This is a genomic window from Vibrio sp. PID23_8, from assembly GCF_003584965.1.
Classification (GTDB): Bacteria; Pseudomonadota; Gammaproteobacteria; order Enterobacterales; family Vibrionaceae; genus Vibrio.
Map to the genome: position 1 here is coordinate 258,232 of NZ_LIXE01000004.1, position 20,952 is coordinate 279,183.

Annotated in this window: 19 protein-coding genes; 15 read left to right on the forward strand and 4 right to left on the reverse strand. The window is 44.7% G+C overall.

Annotated elements, in window-relative coordinates; all coding sequences use genetic code 11:
• Positions 1-52: 52 nt before the first annotated feature.
• Positions 53-571 (reverse strand): flavodoxin FldB, encoded by a 519-nt coding sequence (fldB, locus tag AK966_RS10125; protein WP_099078909.1) that lies wholly within the window; start codon positions 569-571, stop codon positions 53-55.
• Between the two features lie 157 nt (positions 572-728).
• Between fldB and xerD the strand changes: the two genes are divergently transcribed.
• From xerD to AK966_RS10160, 7 genes are all read left to right on the forward strand, one after another.
• Positions 729-1,646 carry a site-specific tyrosine recombinase XerD gene (gene xerD / locus AK966_RS10130; protein WP_099078910.1) on the forward strand — a complete coding sequence of 306 codons (918 nt, stop codon included), beginning with the start codon at positions 729-731 and terminating at the stop codon, positions 1,644-1,646.
• Positions 1,647-1,707: 61 nt separating this feature from the next.
• Positions 1,708-2,496 carry a bifunctional protein-disulfide isomerase/oxidoreductase DsbC gene (gene dsbC, locus AK966_RS10135; RefSeq protein ID WP_099078911.1) on the forward strand — a complete coding sequence of 263 codons (789 nt, stop codon included), beginning with the start codon at positions 1,708-1,710 and terminating at the stop codon, positions 2,494-2,496.
• 46 nt (positions 2,497-2,542) lie between these two features.
• A complete protein-coding gene (gene recJ, locus AK966_RS10140; protein ID WP_099078912.1) occupies positions 2,543-4,282 on the forward strand; it encodes a single-stranded-DNA-specific exonuclease RecJ in 1,740 nt (579 codons plus the stop codon).
• A gap of 173 nt (positions 4,283-4,455) precedes the next feature.
• Positions 4,456-5,554, forward strand: a protein-coding gene (gene prfB / locus AK966_RS10145) for a peptide chain release factor 2 (protein WP_099078913.1) whose coding sequence is annotated in 2 segments (ribosomal slippage) — positions 4,456-4,530 and positions 4,532-5,554 — 1,098 coding nt in all. Because the reading frame shifts where the segments join, the coding sequence is not laid out codon by codon here.
• Positions 5,555-5,588: 34 nt separating this feature from the next.
• Positions 5,589-7,121 carry a lysine--tRNA ligase gene (gene lysS, locus AK966_RS10150; RefSeq protein ID WP_119464075.1) on the forward strand — a complete coding sequence of 511 codons (1,533 nt, stop codon included), beginning with the start codon at positions 5,589-5,591 and terminating at the stop codon, positions 7,119-7,121.
• A gap of 246 nt (positions 7,122-7,367) precedes the next feature.
• Positions 7,368-8,702 carry a cyclic-di-GMP-binding transcriptional regulator VpsR gene (gene vpsR, locus AK966_RS10155; protein WP_099078915.1) on the forward strand — a complete coding sequence of 445 codons (1,335 nt, stop codon included), beginning with the start codon at positions 7,368-7,370 and terminating at the stop codon, positions 8,700-8,702.
• 498 nt (positions 8,703-9,200) lie between these two features.
• Complete coding sequence (locus tag AK966_RS10160; protein WP_099078916.1) at positions 9,201-9,452, forward strand: DUF1127 domain-containing protein; 252 nt, start codon at positions 9,201-9,203, stop codon at positions 9,450-9,452.
• Positions 9,453-9,581: 129 nt separating this feature from the next.
• On the opposite strand, the gene AK966_RS10165 is transcribed toward AK966_RS10160, so the two are convergent.
• Positions 9,582-10,616: an NADP(H)-dependent aldo-keto reductase gene (locus AK966_RS10165; protein ID WP_099078917.1), complete on the reverse strand. Its 1,035-nt coding sequence runs from the start codon at positions 10,614-10,616 to the stop codon at positions 9,582-9,584.
• Positions 10,617-10,764: 148 nt separating this feature from the next.
• Here AK966_RS10165 and AK966_RS10170 point away from each other — a divergent pair, with 148 nt between their 5' ends.
• Positions 10,765-11,076, forward strand: a complete 312-nt coding sequence (locus AK966_RS10170) for a DUF6482 family protein (RefSeq protein WP_099078918.1) — start codon at positions 10,765-10,767, stop codon at positions 11,074-11,076.
• A 15-nt stretch (positions 11,077-11,091) separates the two neighbouring features.
• Here the strand turns inward: AK966_RS10170 and mutH are convergent, their stop codons facing one another.
• Complete coding sequence (gene mutH / locus AK966_RS10175) at positions 11,092-11,772, reverse strand: DNA mismatch repair endonuclease MutH (protein ID WP_099078919.1); 681 nt, start codon at positions 11,770-11,772, stop codon at positions 11,092-11,094.
• Between the two features lie 617 nt (positions 11,773-12,389).
• Between mutH and rppH the strand changes: the two genes are divergently transcribed.
• The 5 genes from rppH (at position 12,390) to AK966_RS10205 (ending at position 17,714) form a co-directional block, all read left to right on the forward strand.
• Positions 12,390-12,908 (forward strand): RNA pyrophosphohydrolase, encoded by a 519-nt coding sequence (gene rppH, locus AK966_RS10185; RefSeq protein ID WP_099078920.1) that lies wholly within the window; start codon positions 12,390-12,392, stop codon positions 12,906-12,908.
• 9 nt (positions 12,909-12,917) lie between these two features.
• Positions 12,918-15,164: a phosphoenolpyruvate--protein phosphotransferase gene (gene ptsP, locus AK966_RS10190; RefSeq protein WP_099078921.1), complete on the forward strand. Its 2,247-nt coding sequence runs from the start codon at positions 12,918-12,920 to the stop codon at positions 15,162-15,164.
• A gap of 6 nt (positions 15,165-15,170) precedes the next feature.
• Positions 15,171-15,962 carry a sulfite exporter TauE/SafE family protein gene (locus AK966_RS10195; protein WP_099078922.1) on the forward strand — a complete coding sequence of 264 codons (792 nt, stop codon included), beginning with the start codon at positions 15,171-15,173 and terminating at the stop codon, positions 15,960-15,962.
• 69 nt (positions 15,963-16,031) lie between these two features.
• Positions 16,032-16,853: a prolipoprotein diacylglyceryl transferase gene (gene lgt / locus AK966_RS10200; protein WP_099078923.1), complete on the forward strand. Its 822-nt coding sequence runs from the start codon at positions 16,032-16,034 to the stop codon at positions 16,851-16,853.
• A 9-nt stretch (positions 16,854-16,862) separates the two neighbouring features.
• A complete protein-coding gene (locus AK966_RS10205; protein ID WP_099078924.1) occupies positions 16,863-17,714 on the forward strand; it encodes a thymidylate synthase in 852 nt (283 codons plus the stop codon).
• Between the two features lie 303 nt (positions 17,715-18,017).
• On the opposite strand, the gene AK966_RS10210 is transcribed toward AK966_RS10205, so the two are convergent.
• Positions 18,018-19,163, reverse strand: coding sequence for a Na/Pi symporter (locus AK966_RS10210; RefSeq protein ID WP_182852648.1), 1,146 nt, complete (start codon positions 19,161-19,163; stop codon positions 18,018-18,020).
• A gap of 387 nt (positions 19,164-19,550) precedes the next feature.
• Between AK966_RS10210 and nhaR the strand changes: the two genes are divergently transcribed.
• A complete protein-coding gene (gene nhaR / locus AK966_RS10215) occupies positions 19,551-20,441 on the forward strand; it encodes a transcriptional activator NhaR (protein WP_099078926.1) in 891 nt (296 codons plus the stop codon).
• 126 nt (positions 20,442-20,567) lie between these two features.
• The gene (locus AK966_RS10220) at positions 20,568-20,870 is read left to right on the forward strand and encodes a metalloregulator ArsR/SmtB family transcription factor (RefSeq protein WP_119464078.1); all 303 of its coding nucleotides are present in this window, start codon (positions 20,568-20,570) and stop codon (positions 20,868-20,870) included.
• Positions 20,871-20,952: the final 82 nt, after the last annotated feature.

The window sequence follows — 20,952 nt, forward strand, 5'->3', positions numbered from 1 at the left end:
GCCCGGTGAATCGCTTTACCGGGCTTTTTGTTTGTAATCAGTTTGTCGCGGCTTATAGCGTGTCGTGAAATTCGACTAACACTTGCTCACACCATGTTTCGATGCGCTCATCGCTCAGTTCGTATTGTGAATCTTCATCCAGAGCAAGGCCAACAAATTGGCTACCATCTTCGGTCAGCGCTTTCGACGCTTCAAATTCATAACCTTCGTTTGGCCAGTAACCAATAAATTGTGCGCCAGTGGCTTTTAGCTCATCGTGTAAAAGCCCCATCGCATCTAAGTACCATTCGCCGTAACCTTCTTGATCACCCAAGCCAAATAGCGCGACGACTTTGTCTTTGAGTGGCGTGGTTGTGATGTCTTGCCAAATCGCACTCCAGTCCTCTTGAATTTCACCAAAGTCCCAAGTAGAAATGCCAATCAGCAGCAGATCGTAGTTAGCCATGAGTGATAACGGTGCCTCTTTCACATTGTGAATGTCGACAAGGTCTTCACCAATAATATTGCGAATTTTCTCTGCTGCCATTTCGGTGTAGCAGGTCGTTGAGCCGTAAAAGAGTCCGATTTTCATTATATTTGTCGTTTTCTATGTTGCTGTTGTAGCAGATTCTAACCATAAACTGAGGGAAATTGCAGCGAATATCCTAAGCGGGATGATTTTTTATGGTATTGGCTGGGCAGTTGCCTTACTCTCAACACTGTAAATATAAACAGATAAGGAAGCGTGCATGACGGCAAAACAGCCTGTCAATCAACAAGATTTTGGTCTTGTTGAGCAATTCTTGGATGCGATGTGGATGGAGCGTGGCTTGTCAGAGAATACACTAGCTTCATACCGAAATGATTTAATGAAATTGCTCGTGTGGATGGAACAACAGCGCTACCGCCTTGACTTCATTAGCCTGTCTGGCCTGCAAGAGTATCAATCTTATCTGGCGGATTTGGATTACAAGCAGACTTCGCGCGCGCGTATGTTATCGGCTATTCGCCGTTTATTTCAGTACCTCCACCGCGAAAAAGTGCGTGCCGATGATCCGAGTGCACTGTTGGTGAGCCCAAAGCTGCCACAACGCCTACCGAAAGACATCAGTGAAGAACAAGTCGACGCGCTGCTTGATGCGCCAGACCCCAATGACCCTATCGAGTTGCGCGATAAAGCCATGCTTGAACTGCTTTATGCGACGGGCTTACGTGTGACAGAGTTAGTGAGCCTCACTATGGAAAACATCAGCCTGCGACAAGGGGTGGTTCGCGTAACGGGTAAAGGCGGCAAAGAGCGCTTGGTTCCGATGGGGGAGAATGCCGTGGATTGGATTGACACATTTATCCAACAAGGGCGGTCTGCTCTATTGGGGGAGTCGACGTCGGATGTTGTGTTCCCAAGTAAACGAGCAAGACAAATGACCCGCCAGACCTTTTGGCACCGTATAAAATACTACGCAGTGATAGCAGGTATTGATGGGGAACAATTGTCACCACACGTTTTGCGCCATGCTTTTGCGACACATTTATTGAACTATGGCGCCGATCTTAGAGTCGTACAGATGCTGTTGGGGCATAGTGACTTATCGACCACACAAATTTATACTCACGTAGCGACTGAGCGATTGAAACAAATCCACAGTCAACACCACCCAAGAGCATAATGATGGTTTGTTGCATCCTTTATCTCATTGGATGAAACGATTTTATTTTAAGGTGAATTTAATGAGCGTATTACGCCGACTAACTCTGCTGACTTTACCGTTTTTCGTCGCCGCTTGTGGTGCTGAAGAGGGGCAGGCAAAAACGGAAACTCCAGCACAACAAGTCGCACCTGCGGCAAAGCAAAATTTTGATGAAGAGGCGCTTAAGGCGAAGTTCTCTAAACTGGGGTTGTCGATTCTTGACATTCAACCATCAGACGTCGCAGGTCTATTAGAACTTCAAACCAATGGTGGTGTATTGTTTGCCTCAAACGATGGTAATCACTTTATTGCTGGTACGCTTTATTCTGTGGATGAAAATGGTGGTTACAAAGACGTGATTGCTGAGCGTCAAGCGCCATTGAACGCGAAAAAAATCGCTGAGTTCTCTGATAGTGCTATTGAGTACAAAGCAGAGAATGAGAAATACGTGGTGACAGTCTTTACAGACATCACTTGTGGCTACTGTGTGCGTCTGCACAGCCAGATGCAGGGCTACAACGATCTAGGCATTACCGTTCGTTACCTAGCTTACCCACGTCAAGGTGCTACTGGTCCGGCCGCTGAGCAAATGGCGACGATCTGGTGTGCAGAGGATCCTAAAGCGGCAATGCACAACGCGAAAGTGGAACGTACTTTTGATAATCCAGTGAAAGATCTCAATCAGTGTAAAGAGACGATCAAAGCACACTACAATCTCGGTCGTGAGCTTGGTATTTCTGGTACACCAGCGATCTTCCTACCAAACGGTGAGCTAGTTGGTGGTTACCTGCCACCAGCAGAACTGCTAAAACGTTTAGAGCAACAATAATCCTTTAAGGAGTAGAGCCAGCCGTGATTGCTGGCTCTTTTCAAACATGATAGAAATTCAACGACGTCCTGAACCGGATCTTTCTCTTCTTCCTGATTCCATTCCCTCGATTCTCAAGCGCATTTACATCAATCGTGGCATCACGGATGTAGCACAGCTTGAAACTTCTGCACGCGGTTTGCATTCCTACCAACAGTTAGGTGGTATTGAACAGGCGGTGGAATTGCTTTTTCAAGCGATTAATGAGCAAAAGCGTATTATTGTCGTGGGTGACTTCGATGCCGATGGTGCGACTAGCTCAGCGCTGTCTGTGCTCGCGTTACGCATGTTAGGTAGCAACAACGTTGATTACCTAGTGCCGAACCGTTTTGAAGATGGCTATGGCTTGAGCCCTGAAGTGGTTGATCAAGCATTAGAGCTTGGCGCAGAAATGATCATGACGGTGGATAATGGGGTATCGTCGATTGAAGGCGTTCGTTATGCCAAAGAAAATGGCATAACCGTTCTCGTGACCGATCACCACCTTCCGGGGCACGTTCTGCCAGATGTCGATGCGATGGTGAACCCGAACCTCGACAGCTGTGCGTTCCCATCTAAAGCACTTGCGGGTGTTGGCGTCGCTTTCTATCTGATGATGGCGCTGTGTGTTTACATGCGCAAACAGAACTGGTTCGCAAAGCAACGCATGCAAGAGCCAAAGTTGATGGAGCTGATCGATTTAGTTGCGCTTGGAACTGTAGCTGATGTGGTTCCGCTTGATGAGAACAACCGCATCTTGGTGCACCAAGGCTTGCAGCGTATTCGTGCTGGTAAAGCACGCCCGGGGATTCAAGCACTGATCGAAGTGGCAAAGCGTGATGCTCGCCGTTTGGTGGCGTCTGATTTTGGCTTCGCACTGGGGCCTCGTATCAATGCAGCAGGTCGTTTGGATGATATGTCTTTCGGGGTTGAGCTGTTGATGTGTAACAATATTCACGCAGCACGTCGAATGGCGAGTGAGCTTGATGGCCTTAACCAAACTCGTAAAGAGATTGAAGAGGGCATGAAGCAAGAAGCCATGGCATTTTGTGAACGCTTACAGTTTGGTGAAAATAGCAAGTTGCCATGTGGCTTGGCATTGTTCCAACGTGATTGGCACCAAGGTGTGATTGGTATTCTCGCTTCGCGCATCAAAGATAAGTTCCATCGCCCAGTGATTGCCTTTGCTGATGGAGGTGAAGGTACCATTAAAGGTTCTTGTCGTTCGATTCCAGGTCTGCACATGCGTGATGCTCTCGATTTCATCGATACGCAAAACCCAGGTTTGATCATCAAGTTTGGTGGTCACGCGATGGCGGCAGGCTTAACCATTAAAGAACAAGATTTTGAGCGCTTTAGCCGTCTATTTGATGATGTGGTTAAGAAGGAGCTTGATGAAGCCGCCTTGAAGGGCATCATTCTTTCTGACGGCGAACTCAAACCAGAAGAGTTTTCTATGCATGTCGCTGAACAGTTGCGCGCTGGTGGGCCGTTTGGGCAGGCTTTTCCTGAGCCAATCTTTGATGGTGAGTTTAAAGTGCTGCACCAAAAACTGGTGGGAGAGAAGCACTTAAAATTGATGCTAGAACCACTGTATAGAGGGCATCCAACCAACATCATGATTGACGGTATTACGTTTAATGTAGATCTTCGTCGCTGGCCGGATGCATCCGTTAAAACGGTACGTTTAGCCTATAAACTTGATATTAATGAATTTCGTGGTAATCAATCATTGCAACTGATGATTGATCATATCGAAGCCAAGTAAATTCTCATTTTTCGCTTACTATAGAGTACGGTCGCCCTTTAGTGGACTCAAAATTTTATGACCGTGCTCTCTCTAATTGCAATCTGATTTCCCACCCGAAATTTTCCTGTATCTCCGTCACATTTTTGAGTAGAATTTCTCGGTTAAATTCTATTCTAAAATGTTGAGCCAACATGTTTGAAATCAATCCAATTAAAAACCGTCTGCAGGATGTGTCTGAACGCACAAATGTCCTGAGGGGGTATCTTTGACTATGACGCTAAGAAAGAGCGTCTAGAAGAAGTCAACGCAGAACTTGAACAACCGGATGTGTGGAACGAACCAGAGCGCGCACAAGCACTCGGTAAAGAACGCGCATCATTAGAAGCGGTTGTTGAAACGATTGATCAGCTAGAGCAAGGTGTCGAGGACGTTGAAGGTCTTCTTGAACTCGCTGTTGAAGAAGAAGATCAAGAAACGTTTGACGAAATCGAACCTGAACTGACAGAGCTTGAAGACAAGCTAGCGAAGCTTGAATTCCGCCGTATGTTCGCCGGTGATCACGATGCTTCTGATTGTTATATTGATTTACAGTCAGGCTCAGGCGGTACTGAGGCGCAAGACTGGACTTCCATGATGCTACGTATGTACTTGCGTTGGGCTGAAGCAAAAGGCTTTAAAACCGAAGTAATCGAAGTCTCTGAAGGGGATGTTGCAGGCCTTAAAGGCGCGACAGTGAAAATTTCAGGCGAGTACGCGTACGGTTGGTTACGCACCGAAACTGGCGTGCACCGCCTTGTTCGTAAGTCGCCATTTGACTCAAGCGGTCGTCGTCATACGTCATTTGCCTCTGCGTTTATTTACCCTGAGATTGATGAAAACATTAATATCGACATTAATCCTGCCGATTTACGTATCGATGTTTATCGTGCGTCAGGTGCAGGTGGTCAGCACGTTAACACCACTGAGTCTGCGGTACGTATTACTCACGTTCCTACGAACACAGTCGTGCAATGTCAGAATGACCGTTCTCAGCACAAGAACAAAGATCAGGCAATGAAACAGCTTCGAGCGAAGCTATTTGAGCTTGAGCTGCAGAAACAAAACGCGGAAAAACAAGCTAATGAAGATGCAAAATCTGACATTGGCTGGGGCAGCCAGATCCGTTCTTACGTTTTAGATGATTCTCGCATTAAAGACCTCCGCACGGGCGTTGAAAACCGCAATACTCAAGCGGTTTTAGATGGCGACCTAGACAAATTTATTGAAGCTAGCCTGAAGTCAGGCTTGTAACGCTTTTCACCGACAAAAACAGGATACATCGAAAATGACTGATGCTGTTCAAAACGAAACTGTACAAGAAGCCTCTACTCAAGAAGAGAACAAGCTAATTGCTGAGCGCCGCGCTAAATTGGATGCAATCCGAAAGAGCTGCAAAGCAAACGGCCACCCAAATGATTTCCGTCGTGACAGCCTAGCTGGCGACCTTCAAAAAGAGTTCGGTGAAAAGAGCAAGGAAGAGCTAGAAGAGCTTAACCACGTAGTAGCAATTGCTGGTCGTATCATGGCTAAGCGTGGCCCATTCCTTGTAATCCAAGAAACATCTGGCCGTATTCAAGCGTATGCTGATAAAGAAGTACAAAAAGTACTAAAAGATCAATACCAAGGTCTAGACATCGGTGACATCATCGGTGTGAAAGGCGCGCTACATAAATCTGGTAAAGGCGATCTATACGTAAACATGGAAGAGTACGTGTTGCTAACAAAAGCGCTGCGTCCACTGCCAGAGAAGTTCCACGGCCTGACAGACCAAGAAATGCGTTACCGTCAGCGTTACGTTGATCTCATCGTAAACGAAGATTCTCGCAATGCGTTCGTTGTACGTTCTAAAGTCATGTCTGCAATCCGTAACTTTATGATCTCAAAGCAGTTCATGGAAGTTGAAACGCCAATGATGCACGTAATCCCTGGCGGTGCGAGTGCGCGTCCATTCATCACGCATCACAACGCGCTAGATATGCCAATGTACCTACGTATCGCGCCAGAGCTATACCTGAAGCGTCTAGTGGTTGGTGGTTTCGATCGCGTATTCGAAATCAACCGCAACTTCCGTAACGAAGGTCTTTCTCCGCGTCACAACCCAGAATTCACGATGATGGAATTCTACATGGCGTACGCAGACTACAAAGATCTTATGGATCTAACAGAAGAACTACTAAGCTCAGTTGCTCTAGAAGTTTTAGATTCAACCTCAATGCCTTACGGTGATGAAACGGTTGAATTTGGCGGCACTTATGCACGTATGAGCATGTTTGAAGCCATCAAGCACTACAACCCAGACCACGCTGAGATCCAAGCGTTAACTGAAGCGGATCTACAAAACCGTGATCTGATGGTTTCTATTGCGAAATCAGTTCATGTAGAAGTAGAACCTTTCTGGACATGTGGTCAGCTACTAGAAGAAATCTTCGGTGAAACGGCAGAGCCTAAACTAATGCAGCCTACATTCATCACTGGCTACCCAGCGGATATCTCTCCATTGGCTCGTCGCAGCGATGATAACCCGTTCTTCACAGACCGTTTTGAGTTCTTTATCGGTGGCCGTGAAGTGGCAAACGGCTTCTCAGAGCTTAACGATGCAGAAGACCAAGATGCACGCTTTAAAGCACAGGTTGAAGCGAAAGAGTCTGGTGATGACGAAGCAATGTTCTACGACGCAGACTACATTACTGCACTAGAGCACGGCCTACCACCAACAGCGGGTCAAGGTATTGGTATCGACCGTCTGGTTATGCTACTGACTAACACGCACACTATTCGTGACGTGATCCTATTCCCAGCAATGCGCCCACAAGCGTAATTTTCTTGCTGAGAAATGAAAAACCACCTTCGGGTGGTTTTTTTTATGTCTAAAATTCGAGTAAATTCAAATAATTGATGACTTTTTTAGTGTGACTATGCAAATGAATTCTAGAAAAATCCCAATCTGTTGCATAGTCTTAAAAGTGAGACAGACTAATCCGGCAGTAGTCTCGATAATGTTACCCGTTCTCAAAGATCGGTTTGTAGAACATAAGATTTATCAATAATGAATAAGGGTTAGCGAATGGTTGGGCAGTTTAAGATGGATTCCATTCCTGGGTCGCTTGTTGTCGTCGGTGGTAACTATGAACCTTGGTTATCAGTATTAGAGCAAGTGGGGTGGAAATGTCACCAAGTGGGGGATTTACGTAAAGCCAACACACTGTTAGAAGATATTGGGCCATGCATTGGCATCGTCGATCTCAGTCATGATGAATTCAGCTTGAATGGATTGGCAAACTTAGTGAGTTCTCACAAGCATGTTCGTTGGCTAGCATTTATCCGCGAGTCACAGCTCGGGGTCGATACTATCTGTCAGTTTATCGTGAACTTCTGTATTGATTTTTTTACTGCACCAATTCCAGATGCACAGTTGCTGAGTACCATAGGCCATCAGCTTGGTATGCTCAAGATTGAGAAAAAAGTGTGGCCAAGTTTTGGTAACAGTTTAGACATGGGCCTGATTGGTGAGTCAATCCCAATGAAACGTTTACGAGACCAAGTTAAACGCATTGGTCCTACCGATGTGAGTATCCTAATTTACGGAGAGAGTGGGACGGGCAAAGAAGCCGTTGCGCGCGCGATTCATAAGGTTTCTTCTCGCTCGCATAAGACGTTTTTGTCTATCAATTGCCGCGCATTGAATGAACAGCGCTTTCAGGCGGAGGTGTTTGGTATCAATGCTGACCCAAGTATTGGTCCTAGTTTACTAGAGCAAGCTGATGGCGGAACGGTGCTATTGAATGACATTCTAACGATTTCAAAAGATCAGCAAATGAACCTGCTGAGGTTTCTTCAAGAGGGGACGATTGAAACGAAAGAAGGCATTAAGAATGTTGACGTGCGCATCCTTGCTGCGAACTCATCAGATGTAGAAAAAGCACTGATTGATGGTGACTTTAACGAAGAGCTGTATCACTACATCAGTGTATTACGCATTAACGTCCCGAGTTTGAAAGAGCGTGCAAGTGATATATCGCTACTCGCTCGCTACTATTTGCAAGAGTTTTCAAAAGAGTACAATTCGCAGGCGAAGAGTTTCTCTGAAGATGCACTTAAAGCCCTGACGCGTTACTTCTGGCCTGGTAATGTACGCGAACTGATGAATCAAGTAAAACGTGCGGTGTTAATGTCTGATAGCATCATGATTGAAGGTATTCACCTCGACTTACCGCAACGTAACGAGTCTAAGCGTAGTTTAAAATCGATCCGAGAGAAGAGTGAGCGTGATGCATTGCTGGTGGTTCTTGAGTCGCATTCAGGTCAGGTATCAAATGCAGCCAAAGAGCTGGGGGTGTCACGCGCAACGATGTACCGTCTGCTCAATAAGCACAATTTGATTTCAGATCAAACGGTCTAGTGATGGCAGAATAGCGTAAGGGGACGTATCGTTCCCTTTTTTTATTCCGATTATGGTTTTTATAAAATCTCACAAGTAACCCATTCTTTGGGTGAATGTGTTATTTCAAAATGCATATGCAACCGATATGTGAAAATTTAATTTGTTTTTTGCTAGAAAGAAAAACGCGGGTTGATAATTACGCAGGGTTGCTTACAATTTAACCGTAACTCATAGAGTTATATCATTTCAATCACGGATTAATTTTTAGCTAGGAGGCGCAAGATGAAACAATATGTTGTTAACACCACTGCTTGCGCTGATCGTATGCCTGTCGTTCGTCTAACCATTAAGACGGTCAAACAGGATACAACAGGCTCATTCGATTAAATTAATCCGTCACCTATCAATCTCACTAGGCTGCGGAAAAGTAGCGGCTTAGTCTCAGCAGACTCCTTCTGTTTAAAACTCGCACTATTTTCCCCAGTCGATCATTTATCGTAATTTGGAGAAAACATTATGCGTCATTCTATCTATTTGAAACTGGCTACTTTGCTAGTAAAGGCAGACCTAAAACGTGAGGAAAAACAGTGGCAGAGAACGGTTCGTCGCAGTAGTCATAACATTCCATGGACGAACGAACATCTGTTGAGAGACATAGGTTTGGACAAAGAACGCCGTTCAACTCATAGCAGCATTCCTGATGTCGTTAAAGTTGAGCGTCGAGTCCATCACCTTCGTCGAGTGTTAACTTCGCGAATACTGACGTAATCCAAAGCCCAAGTTGAACGATCCATCATACGTATTCAGTTCAATTTGGGCTTAATATAATCAAAACAGGCTGACCATTGTGGTCAGCCTGTTTTGATTTTAGTGTTTGCTACTTTAGCGTTGCTTCGCTTATGGGCAAGGGTTCGAGTAGGTCGTACCAATGGCTTGGATTTCTGTTAATAGCTCGTCACTTAAGACGATCTCAATACTCTCTATGTTGGTTTTTAGCTGTTCTAGATTCGTCGCGCCAATGATGTTTGAAGCAACAAATGGGCGTTGATTAACAAATGCGAGTGCCATTTGTGCCGGATCTAAACCATGTTCTCTTGCTAAATTGACGTATGCCTCGGTCGCTTTTATACCCTGTGGTGTGAAATAGCGAGCAAAGCGTTCCCACTTGGTGCAGCGTGCGCCTCTAGGTTTCGCATCATTAAGGTATTTACCGCTGAGACAGCCAAAGGCCAGTGGTGAATAGGCTAATAGTTGTACACCTTCGTAATGACTGATTTCAGATAAACCGACTTCAAAGCTGCGGTTGAGCAGATTGTAGGGATTTTGAATGGAAACGATACGTGGTAAGTCATGCTTTTCAGCGAGTCGGAGCAAAGACATCACTCCCCAAGGCGTTTCGTTTGATACGCCGATGTAGCGTACTTTCCCTGATTTTACCAACTCTGTTAGTGCTTCCAATGTTTCCACTAAAGTGACTTCTTCTTGTTTATCTGGATAGGGGTAATTCAGCTCACCAAAACAGTTGGTTTGACGCTGCGGCCAATGCAGCTGATAGAGGTCTATATAATCGGTTTGTAAGCGCTGTAAGCTGTCCTCAATCGCGGTATGGATATGACGACGATTGAGACTCATATTCTCGCGAATATAAGGTACATTTCGCGGACCTGCGATCTTGGTTGCGAGTAGCACTTTCTCGCGTTTCCCGCTCTTAGCTAACCAATTCCCGATGTATTGCTCTGTGAGCCCTTGAGTTTTAGCTTGCGGTGGAACGGGATACATTTCTGCGGTATCAATGAAGTTAATCCCGTAATCAAGAGCAAAGTCGATCTGTTCAAAGGCGTCTCGTTCAGTATTTTGTTCACCAAATGTCATAGTACCAAGGCTGATCTTACTGATCTCTAGAGATGAGTGAGGGAGCTTCGTATATAGCATATCACTTCCTTGCACAGTTTACGGTCGAGTAAGTTATTACAATATAGGGGAATTCCAACCAACTGGGCAAATGATTTCCGTTCGTAGATTGGATGACTCGAAAGCGGAGCATTGTGCAACTACACTTAAACCGTAAAGGAGGTGAATTATGCAGATACATCAACTGGACATGTGGCTACATGGCCACCACAAAGATACCTACAAAAAACCTAAGGTTTTTGTGATTGGTTGTTCTGATGTCTCTGACTATTTGCTAGCAGTGGAGTATAAACATCAGCTTGAGCCAATAAAAAATGGCGAAGATCCCATTCACTTTGGGTCGTTAGAGTTGGTGAAAGAAGAGCTGCTGCGGTTAGGGATAGATAAAGCCTACTTGAGACTGCACAACGCTTACGATGAGTTCGGTAGTGAAGGCTCTGACTCGTACTGTGACATTGAACTGTCACTGGTGACGCACTGATCCAAGACAGCATCATTATTCTGATTGTGCGTTGATGTAATGCTTCAGTAGGATCTGCTCAGTAAATTGTGTTCTGAGATAGAAGCCTCGAGGTAGGGTTTTTATCGGTTTTCCATAAGAGCTATAAGCTTCCGTCAGTGCTTTTGCATTGGCGGCTTTTGGGCGCAAATGCAGTGCTTCGCCATGTCTGGCCGAAATTTGATCGAATTTGCCTAGAACGATCATTTCCATCAACTCTTCCCAATCATTTCTTAGGATGTGTTCTTCTTCTTGATCAGGAGACCATATTAGTGGGCTGCCTACACGTCTTTCTGCGAGCGGTATTTCTCGCTCCCCCTCAACGGGTACCCACAATACGCGAGATAGTTTGTTACGCACATGGCTGGTTTCCCATGTCAGTCCTTGTACACCTGTCAGTGGGGCAACACAAACAAAGGTCGTCTCTAATGGCTTGCCAGAGTAACCAATAGGAATGCTCTTTAATTCTATCCCGAGCTTGGCGAAATCTTGCTGAGGTTTACTTCCCGCAGGCGCACCGAGATGCCATTCGAGCAGTTGACCCACCCAGCCTTTATCGCGTTTTAAGTTCTCAGGCACGATCATTTCGGCTTCTTCTGCAAGCTCAGCAAATGTTAAGCCTGCAATGTCGTGTGCTCTTTCCATGAGTTCAGCTTCAGAGTGTGGTTCTGGTTTCATAATGTGATAGTGATAACTAAAACATTGAGTTTACCAAATTACCGGAAAATACACTGCCCAAGATTGCATCAAGCTGAATTAAGAATGATTAATTCACTACTTATCCACAGAAATGACAGCAACCGACAAGATCTTGATGGGTAGTGGACGAATACACAGTGTTATGGCGGTGTATTGCGACTTGATTTTAGCGAGATAACCTGAAGTCCTACCTGTTGTATGTGGATAAATAGCCTATTGAACGATCTTTAACCGATCTGTGTGTGGTGAAAAGATCATCAAAATAAATGAGGGCGCATTTTGTTTATATAGAGGTTATAATCATTTATTATCAGTTGTTTATTGTGATTTTTCTCAATTTTAGATAATGGCGCTAAGAATGGTGTTGAACAAAAAATATTGTTGATGTCGATTTCTTCACAAAGTTATTCACAGAAAAGGTGAATAAATGTGGGTCATGTCTCAATGCTATGTTGATAAAGTTGGATTTGAGTAAAAGATATCCAGTGAAGGCGAGGTGCTAATAAATCTTGCTCATATCACATCAGTAAGTTTGCTAGTAATGGGGATATGTGGAAAAATCACGGTAATAAAAAATTATTCATAGAGGTTAGCCGGTGATAGATGGCGATGGTTACCGACTCAACGTTGGTATTGTGATATGTAATAACCATGGTCAGGTCTTCTGGGCTAAACGATACGGGCAGCACTCATGGCAATTTCCACAAGGTGGAATTGACGAAGGTGAAACACCTGAACAAGCCATGTTCAGGGAGTTATATGAAGAAGTCGGTCTGACGAATAAAGACGTTAAGATCATAGCAGCAAGCCGTCATTGGTTAAGATATAAGTTACCAAAGCGATTGGTTCGTTGGGACTCTAAGCCTGTTTGTATCGGCCAAAAACAGAAATGGTTTCTGTTGCGATTAGAATGCGATGAATCTCGTATCAATATGCAGCGTGGGAAATCCCCTGAATTTGATGGTTGGCGCTGGGTGAGCTATTGGTATCCAGTTAGGCAAGTTGTTTCTTTCAAGCGAGATGTTTATCGTCGAGCCATGAAAGAATTTGCATCTTTAGCGATGCCTTTTCGCGAGCGTAAAACGAAAGGGAAAAGAAAAAAGCAACGTAGGTAGAGGATAAACATGCTTAGTCAGCTAAGGGACATAGTTGAAAAAGTCTCCAGAGTCGATGATGTACATCTGGCTTTTGATATATTGGTAAAAGAGACTTGTGCTGCCCTTTGTTCTGAGTGTTGTACTATCTATCTTGCAAATGAAGAAATGCAGCGCCTTGAGTTGATGGCAACTCAAGGCCTTATTTTTGAAGGCGATAGTATTCATATCAACTTCAATGAAGGTCTGGTAGGGTTGGTAAAGCGTAGTGCTGAACCGCTAAACCTTGCAGAAGCGGCGACCCATCCTGATTTTAAGTTTTTTCCTCAACTTGGTGAACAGGTTTACCACTCGTTCCTCGGTACACCGATCATTCACCGCAAAAAAGTATTAGGTGTTCTGGTCATTCAGCAAAAAACGCCACGTTTGTTTAGTGAGATGGAAGAGTCTTTCCTTGTGACGCTCTCAGCTCAGCTTGCGGTGTTGATTGCTCATGCTCAAAACCTCGGTCACTGGCAGTTGGCATCGAAGCCTAAAGTGATAAAAGGATTGCCTGCTTCTACGGGCGTGGCGATTGGGGAGTTTTGGTTTGACAATACCCAGCCTAGCTTAAATGATGTATTCCCCACATCGACTCTGGATAAAGAACGTGAACACGAACTTTTGGCGGTTGCCGTAGAGAGGGCATTAAACGACTTCCGCCGTATGCGTAAGAAACTCGACAGTGAAATAAATAAAGATGCGTTGGCCATTTTTGATCTTTTTACTCACTTACTTAACGACCCTATGCTGCGCGGAGATCTTAAAAAACAGATTGAGAAAGGTGATCGAGCGGAATGGGCTTTACGTCAAGTTGTTGAGACTTACTCTAACCGCTTTGCCCGTATGTCTGACGTCTATCTGCGTGAGCGCGCACAAGATATCAAAGAGCTTGGCCAAAGGCTGTTGTACTTTCTACAAAATAGTGAGCAAGAGCATTCGGCGATTGATCGCCCGGTTATCTTGGTTGCTAATGAGTTGACGGCAACCTTACTGGCGTCCATTCCTAAGCAGCACCTGCTTGCCGTCGTATCACTGGAAGGTGCGGCGAATTCCCATGCGGCGATTTTATCACGCGCTTTAGGCGTCCCTGCTATCATGGGAGCTCACATTAACACCTGTGAGGTGAATGGTAAGCTAGGGATTGTCGATGGCTATACGGGTGAGGTTTTTTTAGAGCCGAACCGTCAGCTTCTGCGTGAATATCGAAGCCTGGTTAATGAAGAATCTGAGCTGTACGCAATGGTCAATAAAGATCTTGCGTTGCCAGCAACGACTCTCGACGACCTCCATGTTGAAGTGATGCTTAATGCGGGCCTTAGCGCAGACAGCAATATTGCGATTAACTCCGGTGTCGATGGCGTCGGTCTGTATCGAACAGAAATTGCCTTTTTACTTCAACATCACTTTCCATCGGAAGATGAGCAGTATCATCAGTACCAAGCAATATTAAATAGTTACCCAAACCAGCGTGTGGTGATGCGTACTTTAGATATTGGTGGTGATAAGCCGCTGCCATATCTACCCATTGAGGAAGATAATCCCTTCTTAGGCTGGCGTGGTATCCGTTTTACATTAGATCATCCCGACATTTTCTTAATCCAATTACGTGCCATGCTCAGAGCGAGTGCTGAGAGCGGGAATTTGAGTATTTTGTTACCGATGATTTCGGGCATTAAAGAGTTGGATGATGCCATTACCTTGATCAATCAAGCCTACAGTGAAGTCGTGTTACTGGATGAGCGGATCCCGGCGCCGGACATCGGTGTCATGATTGAGGTTCCATCCATGGTTTACTTATTGCCAGCAATTGCGCATCGAGTCGACTTTGTATCTGTTGGCACGAACGATTTGACGCAATATTTGCTCGCGGTGGACCGGAACAATTCTCGAGTTGCGGATGTTTATGAGTCTATGCACCCAGCCGTGCTCTTAGCCTTGAAGCAAATTCATGATGTCTGCCATCAGTATCAAGTGCCAGTTTGTATCTGTGGTGAGTTGGCTGGAGACCCCTTTGGTGCACTATTGCTACTGGGGTTAGGTTATACCTGTTTGAGTATGAACACCTCCAATGTTGCTAAGGTTAAATACTTAATTCGTCATAGTGAACAAAAAGAACTAGAAAAACTCGCCAAACAAGCCATGTCGATGTCTTATGGACAAGATATTCACCAGATGATGCATGATTTTTTTATTCAACAAGGATTTGCAGGCTTTATTCGTGCGGGTAAAAAGTAGGTAATTGTGACTGTTTCTTTATTTTTTTTATTGTTGGCGCTAGGCGCTTTTGTTGGCGTCATGGCGGGGCTTCTTGGGATCGGAGGCGGGCTGATTGTTGTGCCAGCATTGTTGTATCTCCTTCCACTTGCGGGCATTCCAATTGAGATGAGTATGCATATGGCTCTCGCCACATCGCTCGCGAGTATCATTGTGACATCGGGCTCATCCGCCCTGAACCACCTTAAACTCGGCAACGTGGACATGTTTGTGGTGAAATGGTTGATGCCAGGTGTGGTGATTGGTGGCTTTGTTGGTGCTAATCTTGCTGAGTGGATCCCGACCCATTACTTACCAAAAGTTTTTGGGGGAATTGTTTTTTGTCTTGCTGTACAAATGTTTCGCTCGATTAAAGTAACCAGAAACAGATCGATGCCAAGTCGTTCCGTCACCGTGATGTATGGTATGGGGATTGGTGTGGCATCTAGCCTTGCGGGGATTGGTGGTGGTTCACTATCAGTGCCATTTTTGAATAAGCATGGGATCGAAATGCGTAAAGCCGTGGGATCATCATCAGTATGTGGCTGCGTGATAGCGATTTCAGGCATGATGGGCTTTATTTTGCATGGCTATAACGTTGAAGGTTTACCTGCGTATAGTATTGGGTATGTTTACTTGCCAGCTCTGATTTCGATAGCGATGACGTCGATGATGACGACCAAATTTGGTGCGAAAATGGCAACCAACCTTCCTACAACGGTATTAAAGAAAATCTTTGCGGTGTTCTTAATGTTTGTCGCAGCAACAATGCTGCTGTGAGTTTATACCCAAGCCTCTTGAGGTTACTTAGGTATATTTGTTTTATTTGCTATAAGAAGAGAATGATTTATGTCTCAGGGATACTTTGAATTTCCCAATATTGATCCGGTTTTAATCTCTATTGGTCCTGTGTCGGTGCGTTGGTATGGCTTGATGTACTTGATTGGTTTCATCTTTGCCTTATGGCTTGCTAATCGTCGTGCAGACAAGCCGGGAAGCGGCTGGACGCGTGAGCAAGTATCAGACTTACTGTTTGCGGGCTTTCTTGGCGTCGTGATTGGTGGTCGTGTTGGCTATGTTCTTTTCTATAATTTCGATCTGTTTCTAGCCGATCCTCTTTACTTGTTTAAAGTGTGGACGGGGGGGATGTCGTTCCACGGAGGACTCCTCGGTGTTATCACCGCAATGTTCTGGTATGCACGTAAGAACGGTCGAACATTCTTTGGTGTGGCCGATTTTGTTGCACCGCTTGTGCCATTTGGCCTAGGTATGGGGCGTTTAGGCAACTTCATGAACAGTGAGCTTTGGGGCCGTGTGACCGATGTACCGTGGGCAATCATCTTCCCTAATGGCGGGCCTTTACCACGCCACCCATCTCAGCTATATGAAATGCTACTAGAAGGTGTGGTGCTATTCTTCATCTTAAACTGGTTTATTAAGAAGCCACGTCCACTTGGTGCCGTGTCAGGGCTATTTTTAGCGGGTTACGGAACATTCCGTTTCCTCATTGAGTTTGTCCGTGAACCGGATGCGCAACTTGGTCTCTTCGGAGGGTACATTTCGATGGGGCAAATATTATCGTCACCAATGATTATTTTGGGCGTTGGGATGATGGTTTGGGCATATAAACGTGGCCTTTACCAAGATAAAGCACAAGTTAAAACAAAGTAAGGAACGGGTGTGAAACAGTATTTAGATTTGTGTCAGCGTATCGTTGACCAAGGTGTTTGGATTGAAAACGAACGTACTGGCAAACGTTGCCTAACAGTAATCAATGCGGACTTGTCTTACGACGTCGCAAACAACCAATTTCCACTCGTGACCACGCGTAAGAGTTTTTGGAAAGCGGCGGTCGCTGAGTTACTTGGTTATATTCGCGGTTACGATAATGCAGAGGACTTCCGTAAGTTAGGCACTAAAACTTGGGATGCGAACGCAAACTTAAACCAAGCATGGTTGAACAACCCGTATCGTAAAGGTGAAGATGACATGGGCCGTGTATACGGCGTTCAAGGACGTTCATGGGCGAAGCCAGATGGCGGTCATATCGATCAATTGCGTAAGATTGTGGATGATTTGACGCGTGGTGTTGATGACCGTGGTGAAATCCTTAACTTTTACAATCCGGGTGAATTTCATATGGGCTGTTTGCGCCCTTGTATGTACAGTCATCACTTTTCACTGCTGGGGGATACGCTGTACTTAAATAGTACGCAGCGCTCTTGTGATGTCCCGCTAGGCTTGAACTTCAATATGGTTCAAGTGTATGTCTTCTTGGCTATCATGGCGCAAATAACGGGTAAGAAGCCTGGCCTGGCTTACCACAAGATTGTCAATGCTCACATCTATGAAGATCAGCTTGAACCAATGCGTGATATCCAGTTACAGCGTGAACCGCTAAAAGCACCGACGTTCCATATTAATCCGGAAATCAAGTCTCTAGAAGATTTGGAGACGTGGGTAACATTGGATGACTTCTGGGTAGAAGGCTACGAGCACCACGACCCAATTCAGTATCCATTTTCCGTTTAAAGATAAATCAATAATGAAAGGGCTAGCCTCTATGGGTAGCCCTTTTTTGTCGCTCTATGAAAGAGAATCTTCCTATTACTTCGCTGCAGGTATGGCGCTAAGACCAACTCGGAACAGTCAGTGACTTGCCTGTTGCGGTGGAAAAGTGGTTTAGAGCAACGTATAGATTGAAGCCAGTTCGCTGTTGTTGCGATTTCTTTCTCTGTCATTCCTTTAGAGTGATGAAGGAAGGTAAGACAACCAACAAAAAAAAGCCCACAACCAAGGTCGCGGGCTTAGAAATAAGTGATGGTAATCGTATTTTTATACTGTCAGAGCAAGAATTGAGCCTGGCAGTACTAGGAAAACCGTTAGCAAGTAAGCGGCCACTACGGCTTTGTTTTTAACTGCCATTTCAGAAATCAGCTCAGCACATTTCACTGGAATCTCACGTAAGAATGGGATGCCGAAGATGAACAGTGTCGCCAAAATATTGAACGCTAGGTGTACGAGTGCAATTTGTAATGCGAATACGGCGAACTCACCAGATACTGCAGTTGCTGCGAGTAATGCCGTGATACATGTACCGATGTTAGCACCTAGAGTGAACGGGTAAATGTCACGTACTTTCAGAACACCTGAGCCAACCAGCGGAACCATTAGACTTGTTGTCGTAGAAGAAGACTGAACAAGTACCGTTACAACTGAACCCGATACGATACCGTGGATAGGACCACGACCGATTGCATTCTTAAGGATATCACGAGCACGGCCAACCATTAGGCTCTTCATTAGCTTACCCATTACGGTGATAGCAACGAAGATAGTACCGATACCTAGAGCAATCAGGGCTACACCACCCATGGTGTCACCAAATGTCGATAGAGGCTCTTTAATCGCACTTACAACTGGCTTAGTGATTGGTTTGATGAAGTCAAAACCGCCCATGCTCATATCACCTGTTTTTAGCAGAGGTGATACCAACCAGTGAGACACTTTCTCTAGAATGCCGAACATCATCTCCAGTGGAAGGAAGATCATTACAGCAAGTAGGTTGAAGAAGTCATGAATCGTTGCACTTGCAAAGGCACGTTTGAATTCGTCTTTACAACGTACGTGACCAAGTGAAACAAGAGTATTCGTTACCGTTGTACCGATGTTCGCACCCATTACCATAGGAATCGCGGTTTCTACAGGTAGACCACCTGCAACCAAACCTACAATAATAGAAGTTACGGTACTTGAAGATTGGATTAGGGCAGTAGCCACCAAACCGATCATTAGACCTGCGACTGGGTGAGACGCAAATTCAAATAGTACTTTAGCTTGATCGCCAGTTGCCCATTTGAAGCCGCTACCAACCATAGATACTGCTAGAAGAAGCAGATATAACATGAATGCCAAGTTAGCCCAGCGTAACCAGCGAGTCGTACTCGAAATTGGCGCTGCTGTTGAAGTAGCTTGGTTCATCATAATTTTCTCCGTGGACCTTTCAGTTCGTTTATTTGGTCTGTTGTTGAAACTGGGGGCGATGTTAGAGATGAAATATTTCAGTAATATGACAGTTCGCTTTCTATAGGGATTTTTTATTGTTCTTTTTGAGAGTTAGCGGTTAACAAAAATTCATTTCAAGCCAAGTCGTTGATTTTTAAGTTGAAAAATCATAATTTAAATGGGGTGTTGATTTTCATTTCCGTACGAAAGTGTGCTTTGGGGTTTTACTTTTATGGCAGTGTGAATGTCTTTGTTTCGGTAAAAGTATAAGTAAATGGTAATTTATGTAGGTTTTGTCGAGTTTGTTGTTTGTTGCTGTCACATTTGGTATAAAAAGTGTCACCTTCTTTTTCGGAATAGGCTATGTCACATTTAAATTACAATCACCTTTATTACTTTTGGATGGTTTGCAAGCAAGGGTCTGTAACTAAAGCGGCGGATGCTTTATTCCTAACGCCTCAGACGGTGACCGGGCAAATTAAAGCGCTGGAAGATCGAATGAAAGGTAAGTTGACCAAGCGTAACGGTCGCACAGTGGAGCCGACGGAGCTTGGGCAATTGGTATTTAAATATGCAGACCGTATGTTTGGTTTGAGTTACGAAATGCTTGATATCGTCAACTACAGCCAGCATTCCAATATCTTGTTTGAAGTTGGCGTTGCCGATGCACTTTCTAAGCGTTTGGTTAGTAAAGTTCTTATGACAACGGTACCAGAAGATAACAGCATTCACCTGCGCTGTTATGAATCGACCCATGAACTGTTATTAGAACGCTTATCTCAGCACAAACTGGATATGATTTTGTCTGACTGCCCGGTGGATTCGACCCAAAGCCCGGGTCTGTACAGCAAGAAACTTGGTGAGAGTAGTATGAGCTTTTTTGCCTCTTCAGACATCCCAGACGCTAAATTTCCGGATATATTGGAGAACAAGAAGCTTCTGATCCCAGCAAGCCGTACGGCGATGGGGCGTAAAGTTTTGCAGTGGTTTGACAGGCAAGGTTTGCAACCGGATGTTCTTGGCGAGTTTGATGATGTGGCATTAATGAAAGCTTTTGCTCGTTACCGTGATGATGTGATTTTCTTGGCACCAACGGTATACATGTCAGAGGTTGAAGATGATCGCAGTTTACAGTTGATCGGGCATGTCGAGGATTTAAAAGAAGAGTATTACGTCATTTTTGCTGAACGAATGATTCAACACCCCGCAGTAAAGAACGTTTGTGACGCAGATTTTAGTCAAATGTTTGAGTGAATCCATTTCGTTGCTCAAACAAATAGATTACTATCGACAAAATTATAAGCGTAAATTATACGATATTTGTAACACAACAAACTGGCCAAGGTTGGAGTAAGTAGGTTGTAGCTAGAGGCCCAACATATGAATCTACAAGAAATGGAGAAAAACTCCGCGAAAGCCGTCGTGTTGCTTAAAGCGATGGCAAACGAAAGACGCTTACAAATTCTTTGTATACTTCTTAATCAAGAACTGTCCGTTGGGGAGTTGTGTGCAAAATTTGCACTAAGCCAATCGGCATTGTCTCAACACTTAGCTTGGCTTCGTCGCGATGAGTTAGTTACGACGAGAAAAGAAGCGCAAACGGTGTACTACACGTTGAAAAGTGATGAAGTGAAAGCACTGATCAAGACACTTCATGCTCTCTACTGCGAAGACAACGAATAGAACGCTCGTCGCATACAAGAAAAGCTGGCATTGCCAGCTTTTTTATTACTTTGATTTTGCGCTTTCGCAAAATCTGGATATA